We start from the raw sequence: 14880 nt of genomic DNA, 5'->3' as shown, positions 1-14880 counted from the left end.
AATGTAATCAGGTACTACAGGTTCTCGATCAGCTCTTTTAACTCCTCGGCATGAGCTTTCGTATTAACTTTTTCAATAATTCCCAAAACGGTTCCGTCGGTATCGATCACATAAGCGGAACGGGAAGGAGCCTCATATGTATTGCCAAACATGTTTTTTTCTACGATCGAATCGGTGGCTTCCGCAAATTTGTAATCGGGATCGGAGGCCAGCGTGTAATTGATATCCAGCTTCTCCGCATAATTTTTGTGCGACCGGCATCCGTCTTTACTGATCGCCACCAGGTTAAAGCCCTCTTCATCAAACCATTCGGAATGTTCTGCGAGGCTCTTGTTCTGCCTGTCGCAACCGGAGGTGTTATTCCTCATATAAACCGATACAATCGTTGGCCGGTCAAGAAGATCGCCGAACGCAACCTCTTTTTGTTCCCCATTCTGGACGACAGTGAGCGAAAAGTCGGTATCAATTTGATCTCCGGTCGATATCATTTGTTCCTTCTTTTTGGTTTGATTGTTCCCTGGTTCTTCTTGGAAGGATAATAAATTGTATTTGGCCTTCTATCGTTTCCGTACCAGCCAACATTTTAAAGACCGTATATAATAACGCCCTCTTGTTGATACTGCAATTACTTTTTGTTGGAAACGTCTCACGTCTCCCTCAACACCAGTTTAGCCACCGCGGCCACCACGATGGAGTGATCGATGGTGCCGTCACGCACACGTTCCAGAAATTGTGCATAGGGAAGGGTGTGCACCTTGATCCGTTCGTGTTGATCCAGGTTCATGGAACCATCTCGTTTGCAATTTTCCGCCAGGAAAAAGTGATTGTAGTTGTTCATGATGGCGGGATTGGCACTCACCTTGCCGAGCGAGGTCCATGAAGCAGAAGTGTAGCCGGTTTCTTCCTGCAGTTCTCGTCGGGCCGTCTCGAGGGGTGTTTCCCCTTCATCGCACACGCCGCCGGGTATTTCCAGTGAGGGCTTGTCTATCCCAAAACGAAACTGTTCGACGAGCACAACCGCCCGCTCTTCCGTCAACGCGATGACGTTGACCCAGTGGGGGGCATCAATCACATAGAATGTCCCTTGATGTTGTTCGGACCGAAGGCAAAGCCGCCGTTTCAAAAGACTGAATATTGGTGTGTCATATTCCTTATTTTCTTGTTCAATAGACCACGGTTCGACACTAAAAGAGAACGGTTTTTTACTCATGGGTGAGGTAATGACTGATAAGAAGTTTGAATTTCATAAAGAGGATCTGGGAAAACAGGAGACCATTCATGATAAAATGGTGCAGGCCTGCAACCTGATGGAAGATATCTATGATCATGGAGAATATCCCAAAGTATTGATCCGCCGGTCGTGGTCCCGGCACAACCCGGTGATCGACGGGGAGATGGCCCGGCCCCGGGCGTATCGCTGGTACCTGCTGCGGGAACTCACCAAGCTTGCCGAAAAGGGGGCCTATATCAAGATAAGTCCCTCCCGCAATATTGTGCCGATGGACGATCCCCTGCTGCTCGATAATACCGATGAGGACGAGTGGGATATCACACAGAAAAAGCTGTTCCTGTTTAGTCCCGAGCGGATCGACATTTCCCTGAATCGTCTGCATCATTACACAGGAACCAGCCCGGAGCACTTTCAGCGTTATATTCTTTTTACGAACTACGATATGCATGTGGAGGTCTTCAATCAAAAATACCCGGACTGCATTAAACCGGATCGTGATGGAGTGCAGATGCCGGCCTATCACCATGTTTTGCCCGACAACAAGGGGGTGACGCTTATCAACATCGGGGTGGGGCCCTCGAATGCCAAGACCATTACCGATCACGTAGCCGTACTGCGACCGGACGCCATGGTGATGGTGGGGCACTGCGGCGGGTTGCGGAACCACCAGAGTATCGGGGATTTTGTACTTGCTACGGGATTTCTCCGGGCCGACGGCGTGCTGGATGATATCCTGCCGCTGAATATCCCGATTACGCCCAACTACCTGTTGAATGTGTACCTTAAGGAGGTGCTCGATACTTACGACCGCAACCACCGGATGGGAACGGTATATACCACCGCCAACCGCAACTGGGAGTTTATCAAGCGGCGTACGGTCGAGGAGATTCACATGAGCCGGAGCATCGCCATCGACATGGAGTCGGCTACCGTGGCGACGAACGGCTACCGCTACCGCATACCCAATGCCACGCTGCTCTGCGTGAGCGACCGCCCGCTGCACGGCAAGCCGAAACTCAGCGATGAAGCCCAGCATTTTTACGAGGAATCCAAGCAAATGCATCTGGAGATGGTGATCGAGGCGCTGGAGATGTGCAAGCAGAACTACCCGGAGGGACTTCCCAACGCCAGCATACGCGCCCCGAATGAGCCTCTCATGGGCGGACCGGATGATGATTAGCGCGAGGTCAGACGTGAGACGGCAGACGTGAAACGGTAAACGGCAGACGGCAGATGTGAGATGGGAGACAGATATATTGATTTAAATTTCATCAACGTCTCACGTCTCACATCTGCCGTTTGCGGTCTGCCTTTTTCTGTAAGGATTGCTCCCAAAACCGCTCTATATAGATAGAAAATTGATCTGATAACAGTCAAAAGAGAGGGGTACATATGTCAAATTCTGGGAATGCTACCGAATCCGGGAGAGAAAAGGAAACGTTTGAAGCTGAGCGGTTTCGCAATCGAACCGTCAAGGAGATGCGCCCTGATGAGCAGCCGCGCGAAAAGCTGATGAAATATGGCGGGGAAAGTCTTTCCGATGCAGAGTTGCTGGCTATTTTGTTGCGTACCGGCAGCCGGGAGATGAATGTCATCCAGATGTCGCAGGCGCTGCTCGATCATTTTGACGGGCTGCGCCACCTGGCCCGCAAAAGCTGGCAGGATATGAAAGTGATTCCGGGCATCGCCAAGGTCAAAGCCCTGACGCTGGAAGCGGTGTTTGAGCTGTCACGCCGTATCCAGGTGGCTTCACTGGGCGAACAGCTGCAGATTACGTCTCCGCAGCAGGCGGTTGCCTATTTTGCTCCCAAGCTGCGCGATTTGACGAAGGAAACCTTTATCGTGGCCTTCCTGAATAATGCAAAATACCTTTCCGGCTATCACAAGATCAGCTCGGGCGGTTCCACCGCCACGATTGTCGATCCCGCCGAGGTCATGCGCCAGGCTATTCTCAACGAGGCTCAAAGCATTTTACTTGTCCACAATCATCCCAGTGGCAATAAAAGCGAGTCAAAGGCGGATAACCGGCTTACGGAACGTATTGTTGAGTCGGGAAAGCTGCTCGGCATACCGGTCAATGACCATATCATCATCGCGGGCGACAGCTACACCAGCTTCCGCGCCAAAGGCTTGATTGGATAGAACTGAAGAATATTGAACAGGGAATTTGGAATGAAGAAGTATAAGGGCAAATTCGATCTTGAGGAGCGGTTGATAGAATTTTCATTATCCGTTATAACGATTGTAGAAATATTACCCAAGACTTCAGTTGGTAGACATTTTGCTAATCAATTAATAAGATCAGGTACAGCACCTGCTTTGCAATATGCAGAGGCCCAGAGTGCAGAATCGAGAAGGGATTTTATCCATAAAATGAAAATTAGCTTGAAAGAATTAAGGGAAACACAAGTATGCTTAAAAATTATTCAAAGAAAGCCGTTAATAGACAAGTCTAAACTGATAAACACAACTCTTAAAGAGAATAATGAGTTAATATCCATTTTTGTAACTAGTATAGCGACAGCAAGATCAAATCTAAGAAAGAGTACCTAATTCAGGATTTATAATTCCTTGTTCGATATTCGATATTCAAAAGTCTTATATTTGGCGTTTCACGCTAAGCCCTAAAAAAGTTTGTTGAATGAAAGAATACCTGCGCTCTGTAATCAGCGAGTCACTGAAACAGTTTGACCTCTCCGACGAAGATCTTCCGGATGAAATTGAGATTGAAAAACCGAACCAGCCCGAACACGGTGATGCCGCCACCAATATCGCCATGATGCTGGCCCGGCCCCTGCGCAATAATCCGCGAAAGATTGCTGAGCAAATCGTCGCAAACCTTGATTACGATTCCAGGCGAATAAAGGAGGTCGAGATCGCCGGACCCGGCTTTATCAATTTTCGCTATGCCGACGCCTACCTGTATGACGAGCTGGACGATATACTCTCGACCACTACCGATTTTGGGAAAACCGATGTCGGTAAAGGACAAAAAATTTTGGTCGAATTTGTGAGTGCCAATCCCACGGGTCCGCTGACTGTGGGACACGGCCGGAATGCAGTGCTCGGCGACACTATTGCCCGGCTGCTGGAATGGACCGGCGCGGAGGTCGACCGCGAATATTATTTTAATGACGCCGGCCGCCAGATGCGCGTGCTCGGGGAAAGCGTGCGGGCACGCTACCTGCAGGAACTTGGCCGGGATGTGGAATTTCCCGAAGACGGGTACCAGGGAGAGTATATCAAAAAGATTGCGCAGGCCCTGATTGATGAACACGGCGAGGCGCTGGTCGACGCTGAAGATGTCACTCCCTTCAAGGAAAAGGCCGAGGAGCTCATCTTTGAAGATATCCAGCAGACCCTGGACCGTATGAATATTCACATGGACTCCTTTTTCAATGAGCACACGCTCTATGAGGATGGCTCAATAGACCAGACCGTGGAGGCGTTCCGAAAAAAGGAACTTGCATACGACAAAGACGGGGCCACCTGGTTCAGAACCACCAAGTTCGGGAAAGACAAAGACACTGTACTCGTTAAAAGCACGGGAGAGCCAACCTACCGCCTGCCCGACATCGCCTATCACGCCAACAAGCTGGAGCGGGGATATGACCAGTGTATCGATATCTTCGGGGCCGATCACATCGCCACCTACCCGGATGTGATGTCCGGCATCGAAGCACTCGGATACGATTCCTCGAAAGTGGATGTGGTGGTGTACCAGTTTGTCACGCTTGTTAAAGAGGGCAAACCGTTCAAAATGAGTACGCGCAAGGCCAACTTCGTGACGCTTGACGAACTGATGGACGAGGTCGGATCGGATGTGACCCGCTTTTTCTTCCTGATGCGCGATCCCAATACGCACCTTGAGTTTGACATCGCCGAGGCAAAGGAGGCGGGAGAGAAGAACCCGGTCTTCTACCTGCAATATGCGCATGCGAGGATCAAAAGCATCCTGCGCAAAGTGGATGAGGAGTACGACTTTGAAATGGACTCCAACCTGGAGGTGCTGACGCATGACTCCGAGATTCAGCTCATCAAGACGATGATCCGTTTCCCGCAGGTGATTCGGAGCGCGGCCGAAGCGCGTGAACCACACCGGCTGATCAACTACCTGAATGACTTGGCGTCGGATTTCACCCGCTTTTATCACGATTGCCGTATCCTGGGAGAGGCCGAGGAACTGGTGTTGGCACGATCCGAACTTGCCAGGGCCACCGCGCAGGTGCTGGCCAATGGATTGGGGATCCTGGGGATATCGGCGCCCGACCAGATGTGATATTGTTATACAGGGCATATGTGAAACCTCAAAATGGGCGTACAGCCCTGTAACGTCCTCTTATTCCCTGCCGGTTTCTTCCAGCTCAACGAGAATATCCTGTATAGAATACGCCGGGGTCGCTCCATCTTTTTGGGCTACCAGGGCGCCTGTGGCGTTGGCAAAGGGGAGCAGTTCGCTGCTTTTTTTGTTGTTTTTGATCCCGTGAAGCAGGGCGGCGAGGAATGCATCTCCGGCTCCCACTGCATCTTTGGCTTTAACCGGGAATCCCTTGTGCTCGTACCATTCCCCTTCCCGGTATAGCATGGCCCCGTCGGCTCCCCGGGTAACGCATACCAGCCGGCAGTCAAACTTGCGGGCCACCTGCTCCACCGCTTTTGGCGTGTCAGCGGAAAACCCGTACCAGTCTGAAAGCTGGTTGAGCTCGTCCTCATTCATCTTGACGATATCCGAGACCGAAAGGGAATCATAAATAATGGATTTGTCGACAAAGGGCGTTCGGAGATTCATATCCAGGATTTTCTTGACATCAAACTCCCAGAGTTGTTGAATAGTGTGCCGGCTTACATCATTGCGCTGTGCAAGTGACCCGAAAACCAATCCCCAGCACTGTTGCGCCTTATTTTTGAGGGACTGGGTAAGCCGGATATAGTCCCACGCGACCGGTTCAATAATATTGTAGGTTGGATCTCCACTTGTGCTCAACTTCACACATACAAACCCGGTTTCGTAGTCATTGTCTTCCTGGATCTGGTCGACCGGAATTCCTTTTCGCCTGATCCGGTTGATCGCTTCGCTGCCGAGGCGATCCCGGCCCACGCGGCTGGCAATGGAGGCGTTTATCCCAAAGCGATTTAGATGGTAACATACATTCAGCGGGGCGCCTCCCAGGTACAGTGCCGAAGGGAGAGCATCCCATAAAATTTCACCGATACAAAGTATTCCTGTTTTCGTACTCATCACTTCTTTTAAAATTGAAGCATTTGAATTCCAGCAGATCAGTATTAGTCTGAACTAATCGACCGTACATGCTCTGAGAATTATTGTTGCATTCTCTGGAAAACCTATTTCCATTCCCCCTGCAGTTCCACCTCTTCCGGGAGCAGTTCTCGTTCCAGTTCCTCCAGCGAGCGATTTTTGGTTTCCGGCATGATGTAGATCACAAAAAGCAGTTGAAGAACCATCATAAAGGCAAAAAAGGCGAATATGGTGCCGCCCGAAAAGGTATTCAATACCGTGGGGGTAATCAGGGTGATGACAGCAGCGCACACCCAGTGGGTGCCGGCTCCCAGCGACATCCCGTAGTCGCGAACGGAATTTGGAAATATTTCAGAAATATAGACCCAGATAACGGTCCCCTGCCCGATGCCGTGAGCGGCAATAAAAGCCACGATGAACAGTACCAGCAGGCTGCCGTCTGCACCAGAAAAAAAGGCCCAGGAAACGCCTGACAGGGACAGGATGTATCCGATGGACCCGTAATACAGCAATTTTTTTCGACCCAGTTTGTCGATCAGGTACATCCCCACCATCGTGAAGACGACCATCGCAATCCCTATGGGAACCGACGCCCCGAGTACTTCCGATTCCGCCAGTCCAGCCTGTTCAAAAATGCGGGGCGCGTAATACAACACGAAGTTGATGCCGGAAAATTGATTGAAGAAAGCAACCAGGAAGGCCAGGAGTATCAGGAAGCTGTATTTTTTTGTGAAGAACTCGGAGCGGGAAACGGTGGAAACCGATTTTGTTATCTCCTGTAGCAGGCGCTCAATGTTTTCTGTAGGGTTAAGCTGTGTCAATATTTCGCGGGCTGTTTTTTCATCATTTTTTCGCAGCGCCAGCCAGCGTGGACTTTCGGGCACGCCGAGCACGAACAGGGCGTAAATCGCGGCGGGTATTGCCTCCACCCCGAGCATCCATCGCCAGGCGTTGACGCCGAAATATTCCCCGATCATGTAATTGGAGAGGTAGGCGACCAGGATACCGAATACGATATTAAACTGGTAGGTGGCCACCAGGCGCCCGCGATCGCCGGCCGGGGTGATCTCGGAGATATAGATCGGGGCAGCCACGGCAGAGGCACCCACGCCGAGTCCGCCGATAAACCTGGAGAAGGAAAATATGTATGGATCGGGCGCCAGCGCGGAGCCCAGCGCAGACAGCAGGTACAGGATACCGATACCAAAAAGGGTTTTCCGTCGCCCAAATTTATCAGAGGGAATACCGCCGAACAGGGCCCCGATAACCGTTCCCCAAAGGGCCATCGACATGATAAAAGTGCCGTGGAACAGGTCGCTGGTGTCCCACAACAGTTGAATGGGGCGGTCGGCCCCGGAGATGACAATGGTGTCAAACCCGAAGAGAAATCCCGCCAGCGAGGCGACAATAACAGACAGTAAAACTGATTTTGTTTTTATCATCTTGTTTGTCTTTTCTGTTAATTACCCCAGCTCTTCATCAAACTCGGCATCCTCTGGCAGCAGCTCTTTTTCCAGCTCTTCGAGGCTCTTGTTCTTGGTTTCGGGCATCAGTTTCCAGACGAACAGCAGTTGCAGAACCATCATAAAGGCAAAAAAGGCAAATATGGTGCCGCCCGAAAATGTACTGAGTACCGTGGGCGTCAACAGGGTGATGAGGGCTGCAAAAACCCAGTGGGTGCCGGCCCCCAGCGACATCCCATAGTCGCGAACCGAATTTGGGAATATTTCAGAAATAAACACCCAGATTACAGCTCCCTGCCCGATGGCATGCGAGGCGATAAAGGCGCTGACAAACAGGACAACGAGACTGCCCTCCGCCCCAGTGAAGAACGCCCAGGAGACCCCGGCCAGTGAGAGTATATATCCGAATGAGCCGATATACATCAGTTTTGTACGCCCCATCCGGTCTATCAGAGCCATGCCCGTCAGGGTAAACAGCAGGTTGACAATTCCTATCGGCACCGAGGCCCCGAGCACTTCCGATGCGGCCAGTCCCGCCTGCTCAAAAATGCGGGGCGCGTAATACAGCACGAAGTTGATGCCGGAAAGCTGGTTGAAAAAGGCGATCAGAAACGCCAGCATGATGGGAAAGCTGTACTTTTTGGAAAAGAATACCGACCTGGAGGCTTTTTTTACCGAGCTGGTGATCTCTTCGAGCAGCAGGTCGATATTTTCGGTGGGATTGAGATGCTCCAAAATTTTTCGAGCGCCGGCCTGGTCATCTTTTCGGAGTGCCAGCCAGCGTGGACTTTCGGGCACGCCGAGCACAAACAGGGCGTAGATGGCGGCAGGGATCGCCTCGACTCCGAGCATCCAGCGCCAGGCGTTGACGCCGAAATATTCCCCGATCAGGTAATTGGATAGGTAGGCGACCAGGATACCGAATACGATATTGAACTGGTAGGAGGCCACCAGCCGGCCGCGGTCGCCGGCCGGGGTGATCTCGGAGATATAGATCGGGGCGGCCACCGAAGAGGCCCCGACGCCGAGTCCGCCGATAAAGCGGGAGAAGGAAAAAATATAGGGCCCGGGGGCAAAAGCCGACCCCAGTGCCGAGAGCAGGTAAAAGATGCCGATCCAGAACAGCGTTCTGCGCCGCCCGATGCGATCGCAGGGAATGCCACCAAACAGGGCCCCGATGACGGTCCCCCACAGGGCCATGGAGGTGATAAAGGTGCCGTGAAACAGGTCGCTGGTATTCCACAATTTTTGAATGGGCTGTTCCGCCCCGGAGATGACGATTGTATCAAATCCGAAAAGAAAACCCGCCAGCGAGGCGACAATAGCCGATAGAAGAATCGATTTTGTTTTTATCATTCCCTGTAATCCTTGTTGATTAAGTGGTTAGTTCCAGGCCGATTCAAGCTGCCATACATCCATGCTGATGAGCTGTGCTGTGCCTCCTTCCGTGTAAAGCGATATCCCGTCGCTCCCTTCCGATGGAAAGATGCGGTCTGTGATGACAGCACGCCCCCCGTTGCCAAACAGCTCGATTGAAGAACGGTCTATAAATATATGCAGCGTAACTTCACCTTCAACTGTTTTTAGGGGAGCCTCGTGAACGCCGGGAAACTCCTCGTTAAATGCCGTATTGCCGGAATTGGTACGGTCTACAAACAGTTGACCCGTATCGTTATTATAAGCGGCCAGCGTTTCTTCCCCGTTGCCTTGTGCCGCTCTGAATCCCACTACAGAGGCCTCACCGACATTGAAACGGGCTTTGATTTCCAGCAGGTTGCCCCTGATGCCCGCCTCGCTGAGCAGGTTCAAATCGCCGTCAATTTGCTGCTGTTCAAAATGGTGATGCTCGCCTCTCAGTTGGGTCAGCTCATCCACCGGCTGCTGCATCAGGTGGATGCCATCATCAAATGTTTGCAGGCTCAGCGATCGCGGAATGGTCATGGCGCTTCGCCAGGGGCTGGTGGGAATCTCCTGGGCATACTGCCAGTTGTTCATCCATGCCAGCCATATTCTGCGGCCGTCGTCCCGGGGAATATTGGCATAGGACTGCACCGCGTAAAAATCCTTGCCGTAATCCACCCAGCGGGTTTGTCCCTCGGTCTCCGGGTCCTGGACAAATGTTTCGCCGTCAAAATGGCCCACGAAATACTGTGCTCCCGAACCGCCGAAAGGTCCACCGGGATTCAGGTCTACCTGCAGCACCCATTTCGTGCGGTCGCTATCTCCGTCTACCGGGAGCTCAAAAAGATCCGGGCATTCCCAGATACCGTCGGTAGCGCCGGAGGGGCCAAATTCGCTGAGCAGGCTCCAGTCTTTCAGGTTATCGGAGCTATAAAACCGAACTTTGTACTCAGTAGGCAGGGCCACGACCATAATCCATTGATCCGTATCCTCGTGCCATATTACTTTGGGATCCCGGAAGTTTTCCATCTCCTCGTCGATGACGGGGTTGCCCTCAAATTTGGTCCAGCTGCGCCCGTTGTCGGTACTGTAGGCGATGCGCTGGTCCTGCCGGTCTTGATCGGTATGGTGACCGGTATAGATCGCTACCATCGGCGGATTTTCGTCTGACCCAAAACCAGACGTATTGTTGTGGTCCACTACCGCGCTCCCCGAGAAGATCATGATGTTATTTTCCTCTGGCAGGGCGACGGGAAGATGTTCCCAGTGCACCAGGTCGGGACTCACGGCGTGTCCCCAGCTCATATGTCCCCAGGTATCTCCAAACGGATTGTGCTGGTAGAATAGGTGGTATTCCCCGTCATGATACACCAGTCCGTTCGGATCGTTCATCCAGTTCTCAGCCGGTGTGAAGTGGAACTGGGGGCGATAGGGCTCGTCATAGCTTGCCGTTTGTGTTTCCAATTCAGTCACCTCCTGTTGCGGGTCCCCATTTTGACAGGAGATGAGCAGAATTCCCGGCAGTACAAGAAATATGAGGGTTCTAAATTTTGTTAGAATATCCATAGCGTTGGTTTTTGTGTGATAATAAAGGTTGAAGTTATCCCGATTGCGATTTTTTCTCTCTTTCTGAAAAAAAGAATGCTTTTGGCAGAATATGTGGAAAAAATTCACTTATTCCATATGGAGGAAAGTTCATGTACCTCGAACGACTTGATCTGGAGTGTGGAGGAGCTTCTGCCCCGGGAAAATATCTCCACGAGGTGCTCGGCGTCCACAGAATTATATTCCTCTACATAATACAATTCACCATCATTGACAAATACCTCGATGCCCATCCGGTCTACAATCAGCTCCAGCTTCAGGGTTTCCTCGATCGGGTAAAAGGTATCGTTCAGGGTGCTCCGCAGCAGGTTGTAGGTCAGCTCATAGCCATTCACATTCAGGCCGAACTGGGTTGATTCCCCCTTGTCAAACTCCGCAATAACATGCAGTTGATCTCCCCGTATGGGGGATGAAATTGTGGTATCACTGATCACCCTGTTTTCCAGCCGGTAGCTGCGGGTGTGAAGTTTTTTAATTTCCCGGATCGGCCTGGGATACAGCAGGTACCCGTCGTCTGTTTTTCTGAGGTTCAGTTCAGTTGGAAACGTCATGCTCTGGTTGAAGGGCATATAGGGAGTTTCGGTCTGGAACCAGCCGATCTGGATTCTTCGTCCATCCTCTTCGGGTACGTTGGCAAAGGTTTGAGATGCGTAGAAATCCCCGCCGTAGTCAAATTGCCGCAGCCCTTGTTCTACATTGAATTTTTTGCCATCAAACGTTCCGACCACGTACTTGCCGTCGGCATCGTACATCACCCACTTGCTGGCGCCGGGTTCTCCCCGCACGGGCAGTTCAAACAGCTCCGGGCACTCAAAAAAATTGGTAACCCCAGACTGGTAGGTCCACTCTTTTAAATTGGAAGAAGTGTAGATGGAGTGCTGGTACAGCCTGACCTCCTCTCCCGATGCCAGTTCCCGGGTATGCGATTCGCTATACACAATCATCACCCAGTGATTGCCGGGCTCATACCAAAAAACTTTTGGATCCCGACCCCGGTGTTCTACTACCGGGTTGCCTTCGTATTCCTCAAAGGTTCGGCCGTTGTCGTAGCTCAGTGCCAGGTGTTCGCCGGAGCCCGTTCGCGTATAGGTGGCGATAAGCGGATCCACCCCATTTCTTCGGAATCCAGCGGTATTTTCGGGATCCACCATCGCTCCCCCGGAAAAGGCCATGTGATCGTGATCGGGAGAATAGAGCGCATCGGGGAGTTCCCGCCAGTGCACCAGGTCGGTGCTTACTGCGTGACCCCAGTGCATATTTCCCCACGCCCATCCATAGGGATTGTGCTGGTAGAACAGGTGCCATTCGCCTTCGTACCAAATGAGCCCGTTCGGGTCGTTGTTCCATCCGCGGCGGGAGGAAAAGTGTACCTGCTGCCGGTAACGTTCATTGTACAGTTGATCTGATCCGGGAAATTCAGCGTCCGAAAAAACCTGGTTGAGCCCATTCTTGCCGGAAGGATCATCCACCTCGACCGTAATCGTTTCTCCCCGGAAGTTTTCGACCGGAAAAAAAGCCCACCAGTCGGCATCACCGGCGGCCAGGCTGATGGAAAACTCATCGAGCACGGTTCCGTCGTGGATGATACGCATCATCTGTTGCTCACCCTCGAAATCGCTGCTCCACCCCGCAACTGGGAAGTTCAGGTATCGGTCCTGGTTTTCCACCTTGATCTCCCGGGAGAGCGTTTGGGCGATGGACGAGATGGTTGCAAATATGAGAAAAATACTGGTGATTAGTGTTTTCATAATTTTAATGATTTTAACTGTTGGGACATAGTATGCTACGTCCATACGGTAATTACTTTACTGGTTAATGCCTTTATCTATATTATTGCCAGACCGGTTTATCATACCATTCGTCAAGCGTTATATCCCAGGGTGTCTCATCTGTCATGCATCAAAAGAGGGAAGCCGGCTCTGCTGTCCCCGGGAGCGCAATGAAATTGCTGCAATGTGAATTTCATTATATTAGCCGGGTAAACCAGACATTTTAGGTGGCCAGGCTTCAGGCAGAATTGCTGGAATTGCATTACGAATATCGCGAACAAGGAATGCTGAATACCGAAGGCGCTCCCAGAATATTTTGGAAGCAATATCCTCCGATATTCTTTATTCCCTGTTCCTTATTCGATATTGATCTAGTAGCCCGGGTTTTGTTCGTAGAGCCCTTCGCTCAACACAATTTCCTGTTCCGGAATGGGAAGGTACTCGTTTTTATTGGCTTCAAAGTGAGCCTCCCTGAGGTATCCTTTTCTCGTCTGTTCTACTTCGAAGTAATTGTTAAGCACCTCTTCCACTATACCCCAGCGGACCAGATCGAAAAAGCGCCAGCTTTCCATGGCAAATTCCAGTCGCCGTTCCCAGCGCAGGGCCTCCCTGGCGTTTTCCTGTGTCCAGTTGATGTTGTCCCCATCCCGGTACGGTTCGATATTGTAGTTGGCCGGGGCGGAGCCATCGGAATACCGGACCATGTCGGTACTGTTGGCGGCCCTGTTTCTGAGCATGTTGATCAGCGGCAGCGCCTCGTCTTCGCGGCCCAACTCGATAAGGGCTTCGGCTTTCATCAATAGCACATCATCATAACGGATTATGTCCACATTTTTGGCGCTTCCCCAGAACGGACCCCAGGACTGGGTTCCCTGCTGGTCGGGATGTTGTACTTCCTTCATGGTTGAATGGTGCCCATAGAGCTCCGGTTGCCGTGCCCAGCCTGCCTGGTACAGCCAGTCTGAATCATACTTGAAGGGGTGACCCGGAATGGCCACGGTGTGGCTCAGGCGCGGATCAAACGACTGTTGCAGGTAGGCGTTCGGGTCGGTGTCGCTCACCATCTGGTCATTGAAGGTGTCAAACAACGGCAAGCCGGTGTTTTCATCCGTCTTGAACGCGTTTACCAAATTATGGCTTGGTATATGGAACCAGCAACAGCCGTATTCCGGGGCCATGTTATAATTCAGCCCGTGCTCATAATTCATCCGCCCTCCCTGGGACGTACCGTCGTCAAAGGAATGCTGCACCGCAAACACCGACTCGGGACCGTTATCGTATTCGGTAATGAAATTTTTGCCGAAATCATCAAACAGCTGATGTTTGCCGGAATTGATCACATAATCGGCTTCCACCACGACCTGGTTTAACCGTTCCTGGTTGATGTTGACCACATTGTGATCTTCATCCTGCTCATACGCCTGGTAAAGCCGGGTTCGGGCCAGGTAGGCGGCGGCCGCTACGGCACTGGCCCTGCCGACCTCCTGCTGTTCGTCGGGAAGGTTATCTTTGGCAAACTGAAATTCAGCCGCAATTTTATCCAGCAGCTGGTCTCGCGTAAACTCTGCGTTGGAAATTTCCGCCATTTCTTCAGAGCTGACGGTCTCATCAATCCAGGGGACCTGTTTGAAAAGGATGACCAGGCGGAAATAAAAATGAGCTCTGAGGAAGCGCATTTCTGCCACCCGTTCCTGCAGGGGATACGACTGGTCCTGTACCTCCAGCTCGCCGATTTTCCGCAGCGCCAAATTGGCCCGCTCAATTCCCTGGAAGAGAGCCTGCCAGGCGCGGTGTTGATATCCCTGGTCTGCCCGGATAAAGACAAAGCGCTCGTACCAGTCCATTTCACCCTGATCGCTCAGTGCTCCGCCTCCTTTATAGGCATCATCCGAGCGGACGCTGCCGTATAGCCAGTTCGACTCGTAGGAATAGAGCCAGTCGGAGTTACCCAGCGATGCATAGGCCGCGGTTGTCAATCGCTCAATACCGTCTGCGCCGCTGATGTCCTCTTCGTTTACGACCCCTTTAGGCTTGTAATCCAGAAAGCCTTCGCAGCCCGCAAGCATGATCGCCAATACAGGGGCCGCCACTACCAGCAGATATGATCTAAATTTGAATGAAAACATATTAGTTACCTCGTTTTACGTTAAAAAT

12 protein-coding genes are annotated in these 14880 nt (G+C 51.6%); 4 read left to right on the top strand and 8 right to left on the bottom strand.

Annotation, left to right across the window (positions count from 1 at the left end; genetic code table 11):
- Positions 1–14 precede the first annotated feature (14 nt).
- Positions 15–488 (bottom strand): peroxiredoxin, encoded by a 474-nt coding sequence (locus tag ACG2E4_RS01005; RefSeq protein WP_395260624.1) that lies wholly within the window; start codon positions 486–488, stop codon positions 15–17.
- Between the two features lie 158 nt (positions 489–646).
- Positions 647–1210: an NUDIX hydrolase gene (locus tag ACG2E4_RS01000; RefSeq protein ID WP_395275444.1), complete on the bottom strand. Its 564-nt coding sequence runs from the start codon at positions 1208–1210 to the stop codon at positions 647–649.
- Between the two features lie 10 nt (positions 1211–1220).
- Between ACG2E4_RS01000 and ACG2E4_RS00995 the strand changes: the two genes are divergently transcribed.
- The 4 genes from ACG2E4_RS00995 to argS all read left to right on the top strand — a co-directional run bounded on the left by ACG2E4_RS00995 (position 1221) and on the right by argS (position 5510).
- Positions 1221–2411: an AMP nucleosidase gene (locus ACG2E4_RS00995; RefSeq protein ID WP_395260628.1), complete on the top strand. Its 1191-nt coding sequence runs from the start codon at positions 1221–1223 to the stop codon at positions 2409–2411.
- A gap of 212 nt (positions 2412–2623) precedes the next feature.
- On the top strand, positions 2624–3373 hold the full coding sequence (gene radC / locus ACG2E4_RS00990; protein ID WP_395275443.1) for a DNA repair protein RadC: 750 nt from the start codon (positions 2624–2626) through the stop codon (positions 3371–3373).
- 30 nt (positions 3374–3403) lie between these two features.
- Positions 3404–3784 carry a four helix bundle protein gene (locus tag ACG2E4_RS00985; RefSeq protein WP_395260632.1) on the top strand — a complete coding sequence of 127 codons (381 nt, stop codon included), beginning with the start codon at positions 3404–3406 and terminating at the stop codon, positions 3782–3784.
- 88 nt (positions 3785–3872) lie between these two features.
- Positions 3873–5510 carry an arginine--tRNA ligase gene (argS, locus tag ACG2E4_RS00980; protein ID WP_395260634.1) on the top strand — a complete coding sequence of 546 codons (1638 nt, stop codon included), beginning with the start codon at positions 3873–3875 and terminating at the stop codon, positions 5508–5510.
- A gap of 60 nt (positions 5511–5570) precedes the next feature.
- On the opposite strand, the gene ACG2E4_RS00975 is transcribed toward argS, so the two are convergent.
- The 6 genes from ACG2E4_RS00975 to ACG2E4_RS00950 all read right to left on the bottom strand — a co-directional run bounded on the left by ACG2E4_RS00975 (position 5571) and on the right by ACG2E4_RS00950 (position 14852).
- Positions 5571–6470, bottom strand: a complete 900-nt coding sequence (locus tag ACG2E4_RS00975; RefSeq protein ID WP_395275442.1) for a carbohydrate kinase — start codon at positions 6468–6470, stop codon at positions 5571–5573.
- 104 nt (positions 6471–6574) lie between these two features.
- Complete coding sequence (locus ACG2E4_RS00970) at positions 6575–7930, bottom strand: sugar porter family MFS transporter (RefSeq protein ID WP_395275441.1); 1356 nt, start codon at positions 7928–7930, stop codon at positions 6575–6577.
- Positions 7931–7951: 21 nt separating this feature from the next.
- Positions 7952–9307, bottom strand: coding sequence for a sugar porter family MFS transporter (locus tag ACG2E4_RS00965; protein ID WP_395260640.1), 1356 nt, complete (start codon positions 9305–9307; stop codon positions 7952–7954).
- A 27-nt stretch (positions 9308–9334) separates the two neighbouring features.
- Positions 9335–10918, bottom strand: a complete 1584-nt coding sequence (locus ACG2E4_RS00960) for a glycoside hydrolase family 32 protein (RefSeq protein WP_395275440.1) — start codon at positions 10916–10918, stop codon at positions 9335–9337.
- A gap of 104 nt (positions 10919–11022) precedes the next feature.
- Positions 11023–12705 carry a GH32 C-terminal domain-containing protein gene (locus ACG2E4_RS00955; protein WP_395275439.1) on the bottom strand — a complete coding sequence of 561 codons (1683 nt, stop codon included), beginning with the start codon at positions 12703–12705 and terminating at the stop codon, positions 11023–11025.
- A gap of 392 nt (positions 12706–13097) precedes the next feature.
- Positions 13098–14852: a RagB/SusD family nutrient uptake outer membrane protein gene (locus ACG2E4_RS00950; RefSeq protein WP_395260644.1), complete on the bottom strand. Its 1755-nt coding sequence runs from the start codon at positions 14850–14852 to the stop codon at positions 13098–13100.
- Between the last annotated feature and the right edge of the window lie 28 nt (positions 14853–14880).

Origin of the sequence: Halalkalibaculum sp. DA384 (assembly GCF_043951955.1) — a bacterium.
GTDB lineage: Bacteria > Bacteroidota > Rhodothermia > Balneolales > Balneolaceae > JAMQKA01.
The sequence above is the reverse complement of the archived record's forward strand: the minus strand, read 5'-3'. Positions and strand labels throughout refer to the sequence as shown.

Coding starts and splice junctions, on each gene's coding strand:
- ACG2E4_RS01005 (WP_395260624.1), bottom strand. CDS start 488: ATGATATCGACCGGAGATCAAATTGATACCGACTTTTCGCTCACTGTC.
- ACG2E4_RS01000 (WP_395275444.1), bottom strand. CDS start 1,210: ATGAGTAAAAAACCGTTCTCTTTTAGTGTCGAACCGTGGTCTATTGAA.
- ACG2E4_RS00995 (WP_395260628.1), top strand. CDS start 1,221: ATGACTGATAAGAAGTTTGAATTTCATAAAGAGGATCTGGGAAAACAG.
- radC (WP_395275443.1), top strand. CDS start 2,624: ATGTCAAATTCTGGGAATGCTACCGAATCCGGGAGAGAAAAGGAAACG.
- ACG2E4_RS00985 (WP_395260632.1), top strand. CDS start 3,404: ATGAAGAAGTATAAGGGCAAATTCGATCTTGAGGAGCGGTTGATAGAA.
- argS (WP_395260634.1), top strand. CDS start 3,873: ATGAAAGAATACCTGCGCTCTGTAATCAGCGAGTCACTGAAACAGTTT.
- ACG2E4_RS00975 (WP_395275442.1), bottom strand. CDS start 6,470: ATGAGTACGAAAACAGGAATACTTTGTATCGGTGAAATTTTATGGGAT.
- ACG2E4_RS00970 (WP_395275441.1), bottom strand. CDS start 7,930: ATGATAAAAACAAAATCAGTTTTACTGTCTGTTATTGTCGCCTCGCTG.
- ACG2E4_RS00965 (WP_395260640.1), bottom strand. CDS start 9,307: ATGATAAAAACAAAATCGATTCTTCTATCGGCTATTGTCGCCTCGCTG.
- ACG2E4_RS00960 (WP_395275440.1), bottom strand. CDS start 10,918: ATGGATATTCTAACAAAATTTAGAACCCTCATATTTCTTGTACTGCCG.
- ACG2E4_RS00955 (WP_395275439.1), bottom strand. CDS start 12,705: ATGAAAACACTAATCACCAGTATTTTTCTCATATTTGCAACCATCTCG.
- ACG2E4_RS00950 (WP_395260644.1), bottom strand. CDS start 14,852: ATGTTTTCATTCAAATTTAGATCATATCTGCTGGTAGTGGCGGCCCCT.